Origin of the sequence: Ureibacillus terrenus (genome assembly GCF_006569205.1) — a bacterium.
Lineage (GTDB): Bacteria > Bacillota > Bacilli > Bacillales_A > Planococcaceae > Ureibacillus > Ureibacillus terrenus.
The window spans coordinates 81151-100446 of the sequence record NZ_VIGD01000005.1; the positions used below are offsets into that span (position 1 = coordinate 81151).

The 19296-nt window shown below is 46.1% G+C and carries 14 protein-coding genes; 2 read left to right on the forward strand and 12 right to left on the reverse strand.

Annotated features, from left to right (window positions below; translation table 11 throughout):
* Positions 1-16 precede the first annotated feature (16 nt).
* The 4 genes from addA to FKZ59_RS05270 form a co-directional block, all read right to left on the reverse strand.
* A complete protein-coding gene (gene addA, locus FKZ59_RS05255; protein WP_141601701.1) occupies positions 17-3754 on the reverse strand; it encodes a helicase-exonuclease AddAB subunit AddA in 3738 nt (1245 codons plus the stop codon).
* Positions 3735-7241 (reverse strand): helicase-exonuclease AddAB subunit AddB, encoded by a 3507-nt coding sequence (addB, locus tag FKZ59_RS05260; protein ID WP_141601702.1) that lies wholly within the window; start codon positions 7239-7241, stop codon positions 3735-3737. Before addB ends, addA begins: the two co-directional genes overlap by 20 nt.
* 144 nt (positions 7242-7385) lie before the next feature.
* Complete coding sequence (locus FKZ59_RS05265; protein ID WP_141601703.1) at positions 7386-8033, reverse strand: TVP38/TMEM64 family protein; 648 nt, start codon at positions 8031-8033, stop codon at positions 7386-7388.
* 11 nt (positions 8034-8044) lie between these two features.
* Positions 8045-8596, reverse strand: a complete 552-nt coding sequence (locus FKZ59_RS05270) for a helix-turn-helix domain-containing protein (protein WP_141601704.1) — start codon at positions 8594-8596, stop codon at positions 8045-8047.
* Between the two features lie 299 nt (positions 8597-8895).
* On the opposite strand from FKZ59_RS05270, the gene FKZ59_RS05275 reads away from it, so the two are divergent.
* Both FKZ59_RS05275 and FKZ59_RS05280 read left to right on the forward strand, forming a co-directional pair.
* Positions 8896-9600, forward strand: coding sequence for an AzlC family ABC transporter permease (locus FKZ59_RS05275; RefSeq protein WP_141601790.1), 705 nt, complete (start codon positions 8896-8898; stop codon positions 9598-9600).
* A complete protein-coding gene (locus tag FKZ59_RS05280; protein ID WP_141601705.1) occupies positions 9597-9920 on the forward strand; it encodes an AzlD domain-containing protein in 324 nt (107 codons plus the stop codon). Before FKZ59_RS05275 ends, FKZ59_RS05280 begins: the two co-directional genes overlap by 4 nt.
* A 121-nt stretch (positions 9921-10041) precedes the next feature.
* Here FKZ59_RS05280 and FKZ59_RS05285 read toward each other — a convergent pair whose 3' ends face one another.
* From FKZ59_RS05285 to FKZ59_RS05320, 8 genes are all read right to left on the reverse strand, one after another.
* The gene (locus FKZ59_RS05285) at positions 10042-11211 is read right to left on the reverse strand and encodes a PDZ domain-containing protein (protein ID WP_141601706.1); all 1170 of its coding nucleotides are present in this window, start codon (positions 11209-11211) and stop codon (positions 10042-10044) included.
* 318 nt (positions 11212-11529) lie between these two features.
* Complete coding sequence (locus FKZ59_RS05290; protein ID WP_141601707.1) at positions 11530-12969, reverse strand: S41 family peptidase; 1440 nt, start codon at positions 12967-12969, stop codon at positions 11530-11532.
* Between the two features lie 73 nt (positions 12970-13042).
* Positions 13043-13627: a peroxiredoxin family protein gene (locus FKZ59_RS05295; RefSeq protein ID WP_141601708.1), complete on the reverse strand. Its 585-nt coding sequence runs from the start codon at positions 13625-13627 to the stop codon at positions 13043-13045.
* Between the two features lie 208 nt (positions 13628-13835).
* A complete protein-coding gene (locus FKZ59_RS05300) occupies positions 13836-15062 on the reverse strand; it encodes a murein hydrolase activator EnvC family protein (RefSeq protein WP_141601709.1) in 1227 nt (408 codons plus the stop codon).
* A gap of 23 nt (positions 15063-15085) precedes the next feature.
* Complete coding sequence (gene ftsX / locus FKZ59_RS05305) at positions 15086-15985, reverse strand: permease-like cell division protein FtsX (protein ID WP_141601710.1); 900 nt, start codon at positions 15983-15985, stop codon at positions 15086-15088.
* Complete coding sequence (gene ftsE, locus FKZ59_RS05310; RefSeq protein ID WP_141601711.1) at positions 15975-16661, reverse strand: cell division ATP-binding protein FtsE; 687 nt, start codon at positions 16659-16661, stop codon at positions 15975-15977. Before ftsE ends, ftsX begins: the two co-directional genes overlap by 11 nt.
* A gap of 557 nt (positions 16662-17218) precedes the next feature.
* On the reverse strand, positions 17219-18433 hold the full coding sequence (locus tag FKZ59_RS05315; protein ID WP_141601712.1) for a DUF4097 family beta strand repeat-containing protein: 1215 nt from the start codon (positions 18431-18433) through the stop codon (positions 17219-17221).
* Positions 18434-18615: 182 nt separating this feature from the next.
* Positions 18616-19167 (reverse strand): ECF transporter S component, encoded by a 552-nt coding sequence (locus tag FKZ59_RS05320; protein WP_141601713.1) that lies wholly within the window; start codon positions 19165-19167, stop codon positions 18616-18618.
* Between the last annotated feature and the right edge of the window lie 129 nt (positions 19168-19296).

Below are 19296 nucleotides of genomic sequence, written 5' to 3' on the forward strand. Positions count from 1 at the left end.
TTACAAGAAAACCGTTTCAAACCAACGCACCCAACTGCAACTCTTTCCCCGCATCGAACAAATAGAGAACCTTTTCATCCACTCGGATTTGCAGGATTTTTTCCACCGCTTCCGCATAAAGGCGCAGCTGAACGCCATAGCGCTTCACCATTTCCCGGACCAGCGCCTCTTCTTCTGCAAAAGAAGGCAAAATTTGGTCCGTTTTGTAATCGAGCAGCACCCATTTTCCTTCTTCATCCTGCATCAAGCAATCGACAATCCCTTGAACGATTTGGGAATCGCCGTCCCCGTCTTTCATGTTTAAGGTAAACGGCACTTCCCGGTACAATTTATGGGCATTTTTGAACCGCTTTCCGATCGGCGTTTCAAAGAATTGCAGCAGTTTTTCGACTTCGATCGCTTGCAGCTCTTGCTCCGTGATCAATTGTTTTTCCGCAAGTCCCTCAAGAAATTGACATGCTTCTTCCGCCCTTTCGAAGCCTTGCTGAGGCACATGCTGCATCACCGTATGCATCGCCGTCCCGATTTCAGCGGCCGTCAGTTGTTTTTCCTGCAAAAACAGAGGGCGTTTCACAAGGGATTTGCTCCGGTTTTTGGCCATCAACTTCATATATTCCACATATTCCGTCTCTTCATCCTGGCGAAGGCTTTCAATGCGCTTCATTTCAGAAACGCTCGTTTTCGATTTCTTCTTCGTCGCCTTTTCAAAAGGATAAACGTACATAAAACGGCGATTCAATTCTTCCAGCAGCGTTTCATCCACTTCGGAGCTTTGTTCTTCCTTTTCCGATTCTTGCGTTTCCTCCTGTTTCATGAGAAATGCTTCATTGGAGATGACGCTGATTTTCCAATCGGACGGGTGTTCGACCGGTATATAGGAGCCGTCGCTGAATTCTTTGAAACATGCATGCCTGCTGACTGCCGGGCCGATCCAATCCAAATAATTTTTCGCCCTTGCCCTCACATAATCCGGCAGCATGTCGTCCGCAGGCAATTCCTGCATCTCGCACCAGCTTTGTCTCGCCTTTTGCCAATCTTTGACGGAACCGACAAGAATCAGACGCTCCTTCGCCCTCGTCATCGCCACATATAAAATCCGCATTTCCTCCGCGATCAATTCCATTTTTTTCTTTTCCTTCATCGCCAAAAACGGCAGGGATGTATACATGATGCGGTTATCCGGATCAATGGCTTTGACGGCAAGCCCGAATTTCTGGTCAAACAAATACGGTTCATTGAAATCCTTCAGATTGAACTTGTTGCCAAGCCCCGCCACAAAGACGACCGGAAACTCGAGCCCTTTGGAAGAGTGGATGGTCATTAAACGGACGACATCGTCTTTTTCCCCGATGGATTTGGCGATTCCAAGATCTTCCCCCCGCGCCTTCATCCGGTCGATGAACCGCAAAAAACGGAACAGCCCTCGGAAGGAAGATTTTTCGAAAGTCAACGCGCGGTCATGAAGGGCCCGCAAATTGGCCTGCCGCTGCTTGCCGTTGGACATCGCGCCCACCATTTCGTAGTATTTTGTATCCAAATAGATTCTCCAAATCAAATCGGCAAGGCTTCCCCGCCGAGCCAAATCACGCCATGTGTTCAACTGGCTTAAAAATCTTTCGAGCTTCGCCTGGGTTTTGGTTTCAAGGCCGGAATGTTCATTTTCCACAAACTTTTTGACCGCCTCGTAAAAAGGTGCATTTTTCTCCGCCAACCGGATAATCGCCATTTCATTTTCCGTAAGACCCACAAACGGGGCTCTCAATACCGACGCCAACGGGATATCCTGATATGGATTATCGATGACCTTCAATAAATTCATCATGATCATGACTTCCAATGAATCGAAGTATCCTTGGGAGCTTTCGGCATACAGCGGGATATTGGCCTTTTTGAACTCTTCGATCATATCGTTCGACCAGGTCATGGAACGCATCAGGATGACGATATCGCTGTAGCGCAATGGACGGATCCGCTTCGTTGGGTCCTTTTGCTTCGCATCGTATACGGTGGCGCCGGATTCCATCAGTTCCCGGATCCGGGCGATAATATAGCGGGCTTCCTGCTGGGATTTTTTCATTTCTTCTTCAAGAAGCAATTCCGGATCTTCTTCCATCCCGTTTTCGGATGAAGCATCCGGCTGTTCTTCATGAATGACCACCAGCTCCACCGGCATCTTTTCATCATTGTAAGGCGCGCGCGGTTTCAAAGCCGCCTTCTCATCGTAAACAATTTCCCCGACCTTCTCGCCCATCACTTGCCCAAAGATATAGTTGGTTCCGTGAAGAATCTCTTTCCGGCTGCGGAAATTGGCGTTCAAATCGATTTTCATTCCGCTCGTCTTCGGTTCTTCCTCGAACGTCAAATATTTGTTTAAAAACAGCATCGGTTCCGCCAGGCGGAAACGGTAGATCGACTGCTTCACATCGCCCACCATAAACAGGTTGCCGTTTTGCTCATCGCCGCTTTTGACCAGCTGCAAAATGGTCTCCTGAAGCATATTGGTATCCTGGTATTCATCGACCAGCACTTCTTTGAAACGCTTTTGGAACTCCAAAGCGACAGGGGACGGTTTCAGTTGCCCTTCTTCTTCAACCGCAAGAATCTCCAAAGCATAATGCTCCATATCGGAAAAGTCCAAAATGCCTTTTTCAAGCTTTGCCTCTTTGAACTTTTTCCCGAACTTCATCGTCAGTTCCACCAACGTTTCAATCGTCGGGGCCATCAGACGGATTTCTTCGATGAGCCGCTCCGGTTTTCGCGCAAAATACGTTTCCTGGATTTTGCCTATGATGTCTTTCGCTTTTTTCCGCTTATCCTGCGCTTTCTTCTTCAATTCTTCATCGCAGGAATCTTTCGGCACCCTCGCGAGGGTCTTCCATTTGAGGCCGGAAAAGAATTCATACGCTTCCTGCCAGGAAGAGCGGAGCCGGCGGAAGGCTTCCCCGATGAGCGCCAAATCAAATTCCGCCGTTTCCCCGTAAGGTGCCGGACCGTCCGGCATCAGCGCATATTTTCTGACCATCATTAGCTGTGAACGGGCTTCTTCCAGCTGGAATTCAATGGCGTTTTTCACATGTCCGATGAAAGGCAAATCATCCACTGTCGCGCCGTCCGGAACGTGATACTGTTCCACAAGGGATTGAAGCCATTTTTCCGGTTCCGGATGCACCCGCGCATTGTCATATAAATCATTGATCAACTTTTCGATTTCCTGGTCGTCCCGGTCGGAAGTAAAACTGTCCACCAGCCGGTAAATCCGGTTTGCTTCCTCATCATCCTCCGCGCTATATGCCTCTTCCATCACTTCTTTTAACACGTCATCTTTCAATAAAGAAATTTCCCCTTCGCTGGCGATGCGGAATCCGGGATCAATATCCAGCATATAGGCATATTGCCGGACGACGGATAAGCAAAAGGAGTGCAATGTGGAAATTTGCGCTTTGTTGACAAGACTCAGCTGCTTGCGCAGGTGGTCATTATGCGGGTCTTTCGCAATTTCCTTCTCAAGGGCATCCGCCAGCCGGTGGCGCATTTCCGCGGCGGCATCGTTCGTGAACGTCACGACCAACAGCTCGTCCACATCAATCGGATTGTCCTCGGAGATGACCTTTTCAATCATCCGGTTGACGAGGACCGCCGTCTTTCCCGAACCGGCGGCGGCGGAAACCAGAATATCCTGCCCCGTCGCCCAAATGGCCTTCCATTGTTCGTCGGTCCAAGCAGCATCTTTCGGCTTAGTTGGAATCCGGTTCACCTGCGTTCAGCTCCTTTCGTATTTTTTCGATCACGTTTTCTGAGGAATCCGGCTGCAGCCGCAAAAATTCCCCTTCCATCGGATCGAATTGGCAGACCGATTTGAACTCGCAATAATCGCATGCCGTTCTTTGCTTCAATTTATATGGCCGGATGGAAGTGTCTCCGCTCAAAATGGACTCCCCGGCTTCCTGGTGCTTTTTGCGGACGAACAGGCGCAAATCTTTCATTGCATCATGCGGCACCACTTTTGAATTTTTGTAAAACTCGCCGTTTTTCTTCAATGAAACCGGAATGATGATCGACTTGCCGTCCTCTTCCAACCGTTCGTCCATCGCAAGGACGGCTTCCTGATCCTCGGCCAAAAGTCCCCTCATTTTGTACATTTTCAGCCGTTCTTCTTCAAGCTGCAGTTCATTTAATTCCTGTTCGATTTTTAATAAAGGGTTTTGCACATGAACGTATAGGACGCCGGCCGGCAATGCCTTTTCCTTCAGCAAAATGAAGGAATTTTCCACCGCCACATCCAGGTATGTCAACAACTGCAGGGAAAGGCCGTAATAGACTTCATTCAAATCTAAATCCCTGCCGGAAGATTTATAGTCGATGATGCGCAAATAGGATTTTCCGCCGACTTTGGCGTGGTCGATCCGGTCGATGCGGCCCCGCAATTTCATCCTCCGTCCGCTTTTTAGCGGGATTTCAAGGGGCGGCAATTGCTCCTTCGGGCCAAAAGCGGCTTCCACCGCAATCGGCTTGAAGAATGAATTTTTGGCGTGATGGGACAAAGCGATCATCGTTTTTTCGATAATGCGCGTCAGTTTCCGTTGAATATAGCGGTAGCGGGCGCTGCTTAATAGAATTTGATGGGAAAATGCAGGCACAATATGTTCCACCGCATCCCTGGCGAGCTGCGCGCATTGCTCCCGGGACAATTTATTCCATGGCAAATCCAGCCGCTTCGTCTCCATGGAAATCCATTTCAATGCCGCGTGGAACAAATCGCCCATTTCGAAAGTTTCCAAACGGAACTCCGGCCTTGTCTGAAGACGGAGGCCATAAGTGGCAAAATGGGCGAACGGGCAGCTGTAAAATTTTTCGATTCTTGAAACGCTTGTCGTCAAATCTCCGTAGAGCGATTCCGACAATGACTGTTCCAGCGGTTCCGCGGCATTCTTGCGCTTGAGCGGCCTCATCGCGAAATGAAGGAGCGGCCGCCATTCTTCGCTCTGTTCATAAAAGGCTCTGAGCGCTTTCCAAATCGGCGAAAGTTCCGATGCTCCCGCCTGCTTCAGCTGCGTCGTCAAATATGCAAGGGATGTTCTCGGATGGCGCAAGTAGGAAAGCACCTTATCTTCGTCCCATTCTTCGATCGGATCGATGAAAATCCGGTGGTGAGGAACCGTGTTCTCTCCATCCACTTTAAATAAGTTGTGCAGTTTTTGAACATAAAGGGACGGCAATAATGCCTTGCTTTCCTCATCACTGTTTGAATAGGTGACATATAGCCGGTCCGTCGGGGAAGAAAAAGCGCGATAAAGATAGAAATTTTCTTCCATCAAGCGGTGTTTGGAAGTCGGGAACAATTCCATTTCAATATTCGAGAACCATTCCCGTTCACCGTCGTTGATCAAACCTTCATAATCGATGCGCATCGGATAGACCCCGTCGTTCATGCCGATGACGAAGACGACCTTCATATTATCGAACCGGGAAAACTCCACCGTCGATACCGTCACCTCGTCAATGGCGGGCGGGATTTTGGAAAAGTGGAGGGCATGATAACCCTCATCCAAAATTTTCGCCGCTTCTTCAAGCGTCAAAGGCACATCGCCAAACATCACGGCAAATTGATCGAGCACATTCACCCACTGGTTCCATGCCTGATCATGCTCCATCGCCTCTTCCAGGCGGCCCATCTCAATATCCTGATCTTTCAATGCCTGAAGCTTTTCATATACTTGCAGTTTTTCCATGCAATGGAACAAAGCGGAGGCGATTTCCCGTCCATTGCTGGCTTTCTTCAATTCTTTTTCCAATTCCAATAAAGGTTCCCGGATATAGCCTTTCATTTCATCGATGATTTCCTGAACCTTTAATTCTTCATCTGTCTGCCTTGTTGTGACAAATTCCAGGCCGCGGTATTTTTTATATATCCAGCGCTCATCCTGCATCCAGCGGTTTCCGTAGATGCCCTGGGCAATGACGAAGTTTTCGAACAGATCCGCTTTCTCCCGCATCTCTTTCCAATCGGATTTCAACGGGAAAAATAAATCGGTTTTCACGCTGCGGAAAATCGGTTCATATTTCCAATGGGACGTGATGACTTCCAAAACCGAACGGCTGAATTCGATCAATGGGTGGTGAAGCATCGGTTTCTTCTCATTGGTAAAAACAGGGATGTCGTATTGCGCAAATATTGTCGAAATGAGGGGGTCGTACAAATCGGGCTGCCGGTACATAATCCCGATATCCCGGTAACGGATCCCCTCTTCTTGCACCAGCCGTTTTATTTCCCGGGCAATACCGTGCACCTCCGCGCGCCGGTTGGCTCCTTCAATGATTTGCACATATCCTTCCGCTTTCATTCTTTTTGGCACCGGCTTATGAAACTCCCGCTCGATATGCTGCAAATCTCCGTTTCGGAAACGGCGCGTTGTCTCCATATGTATTCTCGGTTCAATTTCTATCCCCAAATTTGTCGCCTCTTGCCGCAATTTGTCGTACATCACGGCCGCGCGATGAAACACCGCCTGCTCGTCATCTTTATCATGTTCATCTTCAAACGGAGTAACAACGGTCACCCGTTTTGTCAAGGACAACAGCCGCTTGACGATTTCAAATTCCCGGACGGTGAAGAACGTAAATCCGTCAATGTAGACATGGGTATCCTTCAATTTTTCGGAATGCTGCAATTGCTGGATCAGGAAAGGATACAGGCCGTCCCCTTCCACATAACGATCCCCCAAAATTTCTTCCAATTCCCGCATGATGATTTGCAAGTCTTTCGTTTTGGCAATCAACGTTTGGGGGGCGTCGTTCAGTTCGAATGCGGCAACGGCGTCTTCCAGTGCGCTGCTGTCAATATTGAATTGTGTAAACTCCCTGATGATCTTTTCGATTTCTTCCGTAAAACCCAACTTATCGGCCGCTTGGCGGAAAAGGACGAACCGGTCCCTGTTTTCTTCCAGCAAACGTCTTAAAAGCATGCGGTAACCGATTTTGTCGACCTTGTCTTTGGCAATGCCGCCGGTCTCCTGCAGCACGTACCAGGACAAACGCTTGAACGTCATGACCTGGGCGCGGATCAGCCCTTGAATATCATAATCGTGGGTCAACTGGTATTCCGTCGAATACGACATTTGGTCCGGAACGATTAAATATATGGGCGGGCCAAAAGGATTCGCTTTGACCTCTTCCACAATTTCACGGTGAATAAAGGCCGTTTTTCCTGTACCGGCCCGTCCGCTGATAATTCGTAAAGACATGCGGCTCCCCCTTCAATTTTCGATCTTGATATTGGCATTTTAAATATTATAGTACATTTTTTCATAGATTCGAAAAAATCCTGCCATGAAAAAAGCCCCGAAAATGCTTTATTTTCGGGACCTGGCCAAAGATTGCCCTTCTGTTCAATCTTTGTAAGTCATTTTCAATTTTTTATGTTTCCGCAGCCTGGACAGCTCCTTTAACTCCCTTTCCACCCGTTTGTTTAAATACTTTTCGATTCCTTTTCCGATGATCCACAACAGGAAAATGGCCGCTATGGCAAAGATCAGTTTGATCGGGCTTCTTACCAGGGCGCCGACATCGTATCCAAGCACGCTGATCGTAAAAATCATCACAAATTTCCCGGTCGCCAATACGATTAAATAAACCTTTTTCTTAATGTTGGAAAGACCGGCAACGATATTGACCAAAACGGACGGGGTAAAAGGAAAGCACAGCAATATAAACAACGGGGCAATGCCTTTCATATCCACCCAGCGAATCAGTTTTTGCATTTTCTTATATTTAATGAATTTTTTCACTTTCGGGTTGCTTCCGAATTTGCGGACAAGCAAAAACACCGAATACGACCCCAATACCGTCCCCGCCCAGGAAAGGAGAAAACCGAGCCAAAGGCCGTGGGAACTTGCATTGGCCACAACAAAAACGACAAGCGGCAAAAACGGCAAAAAAGATTCCAGGAAAGGAAAAAGCATGCCGATGATCGGTCCAAGGGTCCTATATTGTGCTTCCAACGCTTCTATATTTTCGGCGGTAAACCAATCGCTCACATGTTACACCTCTATCGATACTGAATAATTAAATGTAAAGTCGTTACCCCATCTGTCGGATTTTCATATTGGTGAGGTTGATTGGCAGAGAAAACAAGGGTTTCCCCTTCCTTTAGACGTTCCCTCAATTCCCCGCATTGGACAACAGCTTGTCCTTCGATGACCGTAACCGTTTCCTCCACTCCATCGGTATGGGATTCGCTTTTATGTACCACCCCTGGGTCCATTTCAATTTTGTAAAATTCCCAGCCCCGTTCCGGGTCATAAGGGATGATGGAATAGACGCGATATTTTCCATCTTCTTCGGAAACATATGTCGAAGGATCGACACGATATTTTTGAAAAAGGGTCTTCGGCGGCTGCAAAAGGGATGAAAAGGAGATTTTCAGCCCCGCGGCAATCTTCCATAAGGTGGAAACGGTCGGATTCGCTTCCCCCTTCTCAATTTGGGCAAGCTGAGCCTTGCTTACATTAGTAGCTTTTGCTACATCATCCAAACTTAAACTCCGCTCTTTCCGAATTTTTTTCAATTGCAGTCCAATATTCCGATTCATTTGTTCCATTTTTTGTTCCACCCTATTGTCTATTTTAAAAGACAAATGTATACTATATAAAACACAGTGAGGCATACTGACAATTCTATTATATACGCTCTTAACATTAATTGGTAATCTCAGGTCCCGGATTAATAAAAATTTTATTTCTTATAGTACACATACAAATTTTTTTACAGTGACGTGAAAGTGTTCATAAAGTTGCATGTCATCAAATCACAATCTTGCCGGTTTGTGTTATGAAAAATAATTTTTGGCTGTAAAGGGGTGGTTGTGGGGTGACAACGGAAGCAAAAGAATTTAAGAAGATGAGGGAAACGTCTGCCGGCGACTCCTTTTTCCAGGGGGTGAAAGACTGCATTCCGACTTTGCTGGGTTACATCAGCATCGGTTTTGCCTTTGGCGTCGTGGGAATCGCTTCGAAGCTGTCCATTCTGGAAATCTTTCTGCTTTCCGCCTTGGTCTATGCCGGGAGCGCCCAGTTCATTTTTGCCGGATTGTACGTGGCCGGGGCACCGATGTCCGTCATCATCATTACCACTTTCATCGTCAATCTGAGACATTTCCTGATGTCCTTGACGGTTGCCCCGTACTTCACCCGCTATTCCGCTTTGCGCAACGTCGGCTTCGGCTCCCTTTTGACGGATGAAACCTTCGGGGTGGCGGTAACGAAAGCGGGCAGGGACAAACAGCTTGGCGGCCGCTGGATGGACGGATTGAATCTCACCGCCTACCTGACATGGATTGCAGCCTGTGTTGTGGGCGGGCTCGTCGGAAACTGGATTCCAAATCCGGACCGGTGGGGCCTTGATTACGCCCTGGTGGCGATGTTTATTGCCCTGCTGGTGCTGAACTTGGCGAATACAACAAAGGATAGGCTCAAGCTTTCCTTAAAACTGATCGGCTATGTGTTCGCCATATTATACATTCTTTCCTATTTCATGCCCGGCCATTTGGCGGTGCTTTTATCAACGATCATCGCGGCGACGATCGGGGTGATTTCGGAAAAATGACGACAACGTTATCGATGTTTTTATTGATATTGGGATGCGCCCTTGTGACATGGCTGCCCCGCGTCATCCCGTTCATTTTGGTCCGGAATATCGAGTTGCCGAAAGTGGTGCTGAGATGGCTGCAATTTATCCCTGTCTGCATTTTGAGCTCCCTCGTCTTTCAATCATTGCTGGATGCGGAAGGGAAGTTCGTCTCATTGAACCTGGAAAATACCGTTGCCTTTGTGCCGACATTGCTCGTGGCAATCTGGACAAAAAGCTTATCGAAAACTGTAATCGTCGGGGTGTTGACGGTCGCCCTTTTGCGGAATTTCTTTTAAAGATATCGGATTTTGGATAATCTGCGCCGATTTATTGGGAATTGTATGACATTTCATGGAATCTTCATGTCATAAAAAAAGGCTTCATTCTTTGAAAGGGGAATGAAGCCTCTTTCTTTTGTTATGAATCGATGACCAGCAAGCCGATGCGGTAGTGGTCTTTGCTGTGCACCACATGCTGGGTCAAACGCAATTCATTGTGATGGTTCAACACTTCCAATTTGCAGTGGGCCGCATTGATTTGAAGCGCTTGATACAACTCCAATTCATTATGCACTTCCATGCCGTTTACTTTGCGGATAATTTCCCCCGCTTGCAGCCCCATTTTTTCCGCAGGCGAATTCGGCAAAACCGCTGCAATCATCACGCCATTCGGTCTGGCAGAAACAGCATAAACGTCTTTGCGCTCACGAACTTTGAAAATATACGAAATCATTAAACGGGCCAATGCGCCGGCAAAAACGGCCACCACCGCCGCAAGGGGGTAAAAATATCCGGCAAGCCCCCCCACAAGGACTACTTCGCCTAAAATGAGCACCGCCCTTGAAAGTTTAGGATATATGTATAACGGCAAAGAACGTCTCGTTTTTTGCTGAAACCCGATGACAAACGGGAATAGTACAAGGGCGAATTGCTGGCTGTTCAATGAAAACAGCGGCCACCATGGGAAATAAGCATCGATTGCTTCGCCCGGCACAACGAAAAAGATGGGCAACAGCCACAGCTTTTTCGTAAAGAAAGCGACGCCATGCATGCCGCGCTTGGACTTCTCGATAATCGGCGAAGCGTAATGCAGCCCGTATTTCTTGATAAGACGGCTTTCCGCAATCAACAACAATCCCGCCACCAATGCGCTTGTAACGGCAGCCCCTTCAAGGACGTCCACGCCATGAATGGACAATCCCGGCAGTTCGAATGACCATTGTTGGAAATCCATCACCATCAAGGAAGCAAGACTCAGTCCTATGAGAACAATAGGTGACAGCAAATGAAAATTATAGAGAATCATTCCCAGGATGCCGAAAACTGCCACAAAGAATAGCAATTCAACGGATTGGGTCAATCCAAAAACCAAAGTGACAAGAGAGATGGCAAGCGATAACCAAATCCCTTCCTTTACGAGGCCCGCCAATTCCGACCAGCCCCATAAAATGCGTATGTTAAAATGCTTTCTTTCTCTCTTGACGCGGACATATCCCAGAAAAATCGTCATGATGATTGCAAAATACAGTAGCGGATTTAAAAACATTCTGCCGATCGCCTTTAACAGTTCCAATAAAATCTCTACCATTCTTCCACCGCCGTTTCCTACTACACTGCTATTGTTTATTTTATCAAAGTAATAAATATTTGCGTAGGGGGAATCTGGAAAATTATTAAAGAAGGGGCCGATCCGAAAAAAGGTGACGCCTGGGACATCATTTCGAGGTTCCCCCTTTATGGCTCCCTCACCCGCTTTAGCCGCAGATGCAATTTCGGCGAGGGACATGTTTCGGCCATGGCAGGAGCAAAGAATCGGAATAGTGAAATGATTAAAACGAAGGTGTCCAGAATATTTTCGGTTTTCTGGACACCTCTTTCCGGACCGTCTCCGCTTTCTGCAATCCCGCTAAATATCCCCATTGATTTTATGCAGCATCACGTTCAATCCCATTTTCAGCTGCACATCATGTTCCATATCTTCCTTAAATTGAACCACTTGGTCGCGGATGCTGGCGAAAAACTCGTCATCCATATGTCTTCCGTTCCCCAAATCATGCTTTTCCCGATAGGAAGCCACCGCTTCCGCCGTTTCTTCATCGTAGAATCCATCCGTTCTGGAAACATCGTATCCCAAACCGCTCAACACCTTTTGGACATAGGCAATTTCTTCGCCAAAATCGCCTTCCGCAAATTCCCCCCGGAGCGGCACGATTTCCATCGCAAACAATGGATGCTGCTCCACCTCAATATCCGATTTGATCCCTTTGCCATGAATCCATTCCCGGTCAGGAGTCAGCCATTTATTCGTCGATAGCTTCAGTTCTCCTCCATTATTCAAATCGTATGTTTCCTGCACCGTTCCTTTTCCGAAACTTGTCAACCCCACGATGATGGCCCTCTTCCAGCTTTTCAGCGCCCCCACCATCACTTCGCTTGCCGATGCGCTTCCTTCATTTTGAAGTACGACCAGCGGCACCTGCTTCATTTTCTTCAAATAGTTTTCATCTGCATCCAGTTTTGCGGTTTTGACGGCCTCCATTGTTCCTTCCGCATTCTGCATATAGGCAAAAACTTTTCCTTCCTTGCCGATGCTGCTAACAACGCCTGCGACGCTATGTAAATAACCTCCGGGATTATCGCGCAAATCGATGATGATGCCGTCTGCCTTTTCCGATAATAGCCGCTCTGTCGCTTCCACCCATTCTTCCACCGTATCTTCCCCAAACATGGAGATGGATACATAGCCAATTTTCTTGTCATCTGCCGGGATCATTTTCCAAGTCACGGTCTGGTTATCAATTTTTGCCCGTTCCACCGTGACCTTGATATGCCTGTCTGTGCTTGGCCGATATAAAACGATCGTCACTTTTTCACCGGCTTTTCCTTGAATCAATTGGAGCAGCTCGCCCATCGTTTTGCCCTCCAAACGGACGCCATCCACTTCCACGATTTCGTCAAACGGGCGGATTCCCGCTTTTTCGGCGGGCGAATTTTTCACTGGAGAGACCACGATAAACCGGCCGTCCTTCTCCGTGATTTCAACGCCGATGCCGACTCTCTCCCCCGCCAACGATTGCCGGTGAATGGCCGCTTCTTTTTCCGTATAGTACGTGCTGTACGGATCTTTGATCGCCTCCGTCATGCCTCTCAATGCGCCTTCAATCAGCTCTTCATCTTTTGTATCAAATACGGATTTTTCTTTGATGAGGGTGAATGCCTGGTCAATGACAGGAATGTCGCTTCCTTTTCCAACCCTTTCCGGCTTCTTCATATACGTCCAATACACGGCCATTGCAGCCAAAATACAAATCAAGCCCAAAATGAAAAAAAATCGTCTCTTTCGCACTAATTAACTATCCCCCTCTCGTTCAATGTATGTTTGAACAAGCGGGGATAACACATGCGAAAGAGCGATTTTTTTACTCTAAATTTGTCACATAACCGCGCAATGTATCCAAATCCAGCGGCCCTAATATCTGCTTTTCAACTTCTCCCTTTGTATTGATCATAAACGTCGAAGGGATGGTATAGACTTTGTACGTTTCCATCAATTCTTCATCTTCCATTAACAGAACCGGGAACGTGACACCAAAACTCTCCACAAAGTTTTCCACGTTGCTTAACCGGTCCCTGAATGTAAGATTTACCGCCACAATTTCCGCATTGTCCTCTTTTGCGTATTTTTCATAATAATCCTGGAAATGCGGCATTTCGTCTTTGCAAGGCGGGCACCACGTCGCCCAGAAGTTCAACACCACTTTCTTCCCTTTTAAATCCGAAAGGGTCACGGTTTTCCCATCCAATGTCTCCAACGTAAAATCCGGCGCCGGCTTTCCTAACCCCACACTTTGGGGGCTGTCCGCCTTCACTTCATACCCCGGCACATCATCGTCAAGGGTATTCTGATTTTTTTGCAGTTGCTGATAAATAAACGTGCCTGCCGCAACGGCCACCAATACTATGACAATGATTGCTCCAAACGCTTTCTTCTTTCGGCTGTTCATTGAAAACCTCCAGATTTCTTCATTCAAACAATAAAAACCGTTCAATTATAGAATACCACAAAACCGGAACAATCAAGGTTGATAAACTATGGCGAGATTTTGAAGAAAATGAAAAATAAATTTTTCAATTTCTTCATAAAGTATTTTGCTTTGAAACAAAAATAAAAGCTGCCCGGAAATTCTGCTTTCCAAGCAGCTTGATTCCCCATTATAGCGAAATGTAGTTCAATGGGTTCTGCACGCCGGCTTTTTGTCCTCTCCATGTTCCAATGTGCACTTCAAAGTGCAAGTGAGGACCTGTGGCACGGCCGGTTTGTCCCATTTCGGCAATTTTTTGTCCTTGTTTTACCGTTTGTCCGACACTGACATTAAAGGATCTCAAATGTGCATATAATGTAGTATAAATTTGGCCGTTGATATTGTGCGTAATCATTACGACATTTCCGTAAGTGCTGAGCGGCGCTGCGTAAGTCACGACACCATCGGCAGATGCGACAATTGCCGTTCCCGGTCTGTTCGCCAAGTCAATGCCATAGTGGAATTCAGGGCCATTGCCCAAATTTCGCCATCCATAGCCGCTCGTCAATCTTCCGTTTGTCGGTTTCATAAATCCGCTTGTTGAAACCGGCAATTTGCCGGATGACTGGGCTTTGCTTAAATGTTGTCTTTGAAGTTCGGCGATTTGGTTTTCCAAGTCTTTGCTGATGGCCAGATACTCGGAATATTGTTTTTCCAATAATTTTTTCTCACTTAACAGTTTTTGCTGTTCTTTTTCAAGCTCGGCCATCAATCGATTTTTTTCTTGTTTCTGAGAGTTTAAGGAAGCTTTCAAGTTTTCAAGTTGCGCTTGTTTTTCTTCCAATTTGCGTTTTGTATTTTCCAAAACGGTTTTTTGTTCTTCCAATTTTTGTTGGTCATTCTTTTGGTCGCGGATGATTTGGCGGTCCGCTTCGATCAATGTATTGACCGCAGAGAAACGGTCGATAAAATCTACGAAACTATTGGCGCCAAGCAGCACATCCAAAAATGTGACAGTCCCGCTTGCCTGCAGCGCACGTGCGCGTTCTTCCAACAATGCATTGCGCTCATCGATTTTCTTTTGAAGTTCATCAATTTGGGCTTTCACCTTTGTAATTTTGTCATTTGCTTGTCCAATCTCTTTTTCTACTTGCCGGATTTCCCCATTTGTTTTCGAAATTTGGGTCACAATCTGGTCAACTTGGGCAAGCAGTTGCTGCTGTTTGGATTGATTGGATTTGATTTCGCTTGATTTTTGGCTGATTTGGCTGTTCAATTGTTTTTTCTGCTGTTCGACTTGCTGCTGTTTGCCTTTTAATTCGGAAATGCTTGCAGCGGATGCAGCAGGTATTTGGACGAAAAGCAGTACAGCGATGATTGCTGCCAATAGTTTAAAATGTCGTTTCAAAAAATTCACTTTCCATTTGCGCCTCCTTGAGATTAATAGACTCTTAGGAATTTCCTTACGGACATGAAGCTTCCCCACACTCCTATGAAAATGCCGAGTGCCAGCAAGATGAAATTCACTTGGAAAACAAGAGGAGTGACATCAAGCAGTTGCAACATTTCCCCTTTAATCCGCGGGGTCAAGTGGTTGTATACATAATGGTAAACAATCGAAACAACGAAGATGGGAATGATCGATCCGAATAACCCGAGCCACAATCCTTCGAACAAAAATGGGGTGCGTACGAAGGAACTTGTCGCTCCTACCAGTTTCATGATTTCAATCTCATCCCTGCGTGCGGTAATCGTGATGCGGATTGTATTGTAAATCAAGAAAATCGCCGTGAACAAAAGGCCCAATATCAGCACCAATCCAATATTCCGGCCGGTGTTTAAAAAGCTGAACAGATTTTTAACCTTTTCTTCACCGTAAATGACATCATATGTATTGTCCAATTTGTCGATTTTCTTCGCCAATTCCGCCGTTTGTTGAGGGTCTTTGGCCTTTACATATAGCACATTCCTCAAAGGATTGCTTTGTTCATATAAACTGAAATCTTCGCCGTAGTTCTCTATCAAAATCTTTAATTCTTCTTCCTTCGAAGAATATTTTACTTCCGCCACTTCCGGCAAACTTTTTACCTGCTTTATCAGCTTATCTTCCGCTGCCTTCATTTTTTCCGGTTCATTGATAATATCAATCAACACACGGATTTCCACATCATTTTCGATGTTATCGGCGAAATGGTTCAGATTCATCATGACCAACGCAAAGATGCCAACCAACAAAAGCGTCACCGTCACCGCACTGATGGAAGCCACCGACATCCATCCGTTCCGGCTCAGGCTCTTCAAACTCTCGCGAAAATGCCGCTGGAGGGTCCTATATTTCATAGCCGTAATCACCTCCATCAACGTCTCTGACGATCATGCCGCCTTCAATGGCGATAACCCTCTTCCGGATTTTATTGACGATTTCCCGGTTATGGGTTGCCATTACAACGGTTGTTCCCAGCGCATTGATTTGCTCAAAAATTCTCATAATCTCCCAAGATGTTTCCGGGTCCAGGTTTCCGGTAGGCTCGTCCGCAATCACCACTTTCGGCATGTTGACGATGGAGCGCGCAATCGAAACCCGCTGCTGCTCACCCCCGGACAACTCGTTCGGAAACATGCGAAGTTTATGCTTTAATCCGACCAACTCCAGCACTTCCAAAACCCGTTTTCTGATTTTCTTCGGCTGCTCTTCAATAACCTCCATCGCAAAAGCGACATTTTCATAAACAGTCAATTTTGGAAGCAGCTTGAAGTCCTGGAATACAACGCCTAAATGTCTTCTGAAAAGCGGAACTTCCTTCCGTTTCAATTGGGCAGTATTAATTCCATTAATAATGACTTCCCCGGAAGTCGGTACTTCTTCCCGATACATCAATTTGATGAATGTTGACTTCCCGGCCCCGGAAGGACCAACGACATAAACAAACTCGCCTTGATTGATATCCACAGAAATACCGTTTACCGCTACCACACCATTTGGGTATTTTTTGTAAACCTCTTTCATATGTATCATTAATAAACTCACCTTGATCTTGTTGTAGTAAACTCACAATTACTATTATAGCACTTTAAGAGTCTTGTAATTTTACAGTTTCTTTTCATCGGTATGCAAAATTTATCTATATTTCCAATTGAATGGTTTATTTCTGTGTAATTTATACCTTTTTTATGAAAATAATTCCATCATCATTGATTCCTTTTCATCAATTGGGCGGTCAGCTTTTATCTTTTTTATCGGCTTCCGCTTTAAGGTTTTAATAAATTTCTGCGATTTTCCCGCAAAGCATCGGACAATGCTTCTTCTGATATTCCGCGCACAAAAGAATACGACTACATCGTGACCATTACGGTTACATATCGATACATATTCAATACACCCTGTTTATACATATAAAAAAACCTGGCGAAGAGCCAGGCTTTTTTAATCCGATTGCAATGGTTTTGTATGAAATTGCTCGTGCCCTCTCAAATTTCCATGTCATCTGCAAGATTAAAAACCACAATGAATCTATATGGCGGCTGATTGAACTGGCGCACTAAATAATAAATAAGGAAGGAACCCTGAAAATATCAGGATTCCCCGCCCAACGTCGTATATCGGATAATGATGCTTCCTGTACGGGATTCGCCGATCAGTTTTAATACAGGGGCGTTTTCAACGATTTTGTCAAATTGGACGGTTTTTGCAAAGAATTGATCTTCAAGAGTCCGTGTGGAAACATCCTGCAATCCAAGGTCGACTCTTCCGACATTGGTTGAAGCCGTACCGTTGATGGAAACCGTTTTTGGCACATAGAGCTCCACCGTTCCGGCAACCGTTTGGGCCTTCACTTTGCGTGCATTGTGATCATGGGTTGTGACAATGACGGCGCCATTCGCGGATTCCGCTTCCACTTCCCTGAGCTCCCCTTCCACATAAATCCGGCCATTCACTGTCTGAACTTCCAAATCTTCGCCTTTTACGCGCACTACTTCAACCGGACCGTTGCCGGATTCCACATCGGCATTTTCAAATTGCCCCGACGTGTATTTGATTGGGCCGTTGTAAGTGCGGAGTTTGACGAGTTTGGAATTCAATCCGTCGATGGAAACGCCGCCGTTCAACATTTTGACCAGCACAATATCATATTGCTTTTCAGGAATGGCAAGCTGCACGTTCACCTGCGTCAATTTGGAAGGGGATTTTAATTCCAACTTGCCGTCAGAAAATTTTACAAACTCGCGCTCAAATTCCGAAATCGTTTTTTCTTCATCATTGTCGATGCTGAATGTTTTGACCTTCGCCGACACTTTCAACTCATCCGCGTCAGCGCGCACCGCTTCCACTTTCCCGTTAGGAATTTCGATTTGAATGGCTCTCACTTCATCGCCTTTGAAGGAATATTGCTTTTCAAATTCGACTTTGGCATTGCCGAGAGGGAAATCAAGATCAAGTTCTTTCAGCTTTTTAAAGGCCGTGCCGAGGACGCCCATCATGCGGCTTGATAGTTCCGTCAAATCTTCTTTCACTTCATTCACAAACTCGTCCATTTTTTTGTTGAATTCTTTGCTGTTAAAGTTTTTCCCAAAAAGATCGTCAAAGCCCGATGTTTTTTTCGAACCAGCCTGCTGCTCCTGATGGTGGGACTCTTTGTTTGTTGGCGGCAACGGAACCGCATTGGACTGGGTTTCAGTGGAAGTGGATTGTTGCTTTTTGTTTAACGCTTCCAGCAACGTAAGCGCTTCTTCCGCGGTAATGACACCGTCTTCCACCAGCTTCATGATTCGTTTACGTTCTTGATCCATATTCAACGCCTCCCTGAGAATTCTATACCATCATATACGTTAGAATTCCCAAAAAAGTTTCCAAATTCATTGAAATTGCGAAGATTTTCACTTTTTGTATACAAAAAATCCGGAAAGGCGGACAGGTTGCGATTGTTAATGAATGTAGCCGCCGATTCCGGAACACTTTTATCTATATGATGTTATTTTGCGAATGAAGCGACATAAGGAATTTTTTTCAATACAACGCATACCGGGATGGCAATTATGATTCCAACGGCATTTTGCACAAGGTCTCCCGGGATGGATGCAAGCGGCATAATCCAGCTTGAAAACATGATGGCTTCGCCGATGTAATACACTCCGACCATCACAGGAATGGAGACGATGGTTGCCATCAAGTTTTTCACAAAGCTCTCGCCACGGCTTCCATTGGACCAGGCAATTTTCCCGACAATATATCCTTGTAAAGCTCTGGATATAATCGTGATGGGAGCCCAAACAAGCCAACCCCCGACAAGATCGAACAATCCCATTCCCGCTGCTCCGGCAATGGCCCCTTTTTTCGGCCCGAACAAAATGGAAGCGATAAAAAGCATGGCTGTTCCCAAATGCACCAAACCGCCATTGGATGCAATCGGCAATTTAATATTGATAAATAGTGTCGAAAGGAACACAAGAGCAATCAAAATGGACTGGATGGTTAAATCAACCGTCCTGGAACGCTGCTTTGTCAATGGATTTGTATTTTGCATCATCTCATCCCCTTTAAGTCATCAAATTTAATCACTACAATATCAGAAACGTGGTATCTATAAAAGTGCCAATTTTATATAATTGGACCATGCCAGATTTTCTGGGGACTCGATTTGCTTCAGGGGACA

What these genes read in the sequence shown, in the direction of transcription:
- addB (WP_141601702.1), bottom strand. Translation starts at nt 7,241, where the DNA reads ATGTCTTTACGAATTATCAGCGGACGGGCCGGTACAGGAAAAACGGCC.
- FKZ59_RS05270 (WP_141601704.1), bottom strand. Translation starts at nt 8,596, where the DNA reads ATGGAACAAATGAATCGGAATATTGGACTGCAATTGAAAAAAATTCGG.
- FKZ59_RS05275 (WP_141601790.1), top strand. Translation starts at nt 8,896, where the DNA reads ATGAGGGAAACGTCTGCCGGCGACTCCTTTTTCCAGGGGGTGAAAGAC.
- FKZ59_RS05280 (WP_141601705.1), top strand. Translation starts at nt 9,597, where the DNA reads ATGACGACAACGTTATCGATGTTTTTATTGATATTGGGATGCGCCCTT.
- FKZ59_RS05285 (WP_141601706.1), bottom strand. Translation starts at nt 11,211, where the DNA reads ATGGTAGAGATTTTATTGGAACTGTTAAAGGCGATCGGCAGAATGTTT.
- FKZ59_RS05295 (WP_141601708.1), bottom strand. Translation starts at nt 13,627, where the DNA reads ATGAACAGCCGAAAGAAGAAAGCGTTTGGAGCAATCATTGTCATAGTA.
- ftsX (WP_141601710.1), bottom strand. Translation starts at nt 15,985, where the DNA reads ATGAAATATAGGACCCTCCAGCGGCATTTTCGCGAGAGTTTGAAGAGC.
- ftsE (WP_141601711.1), bottom strand. Translation starts at nt 16,661, where the DNA reads ATGATACATATGAAAGAGGTTTACAAAAAATACCCAAATGGTGTGGTA.
- FKZ59_RS05315 (WP_141601712.1), bottom strand. Translation starts at nt 18,433, where the DNA reads ATGGATCAAGAACGTAAACGAATCATGAAGCTGGTGGAAGACGGTGTC.
- FKZ59_RS05320 (WP_141601713.1), bottom strand. Translation starts at nt 19,167, where the DNA reads ATGCAAAATACAAATCCATTGACAAAGCAGCGTTCCAGGACGGTTGAT.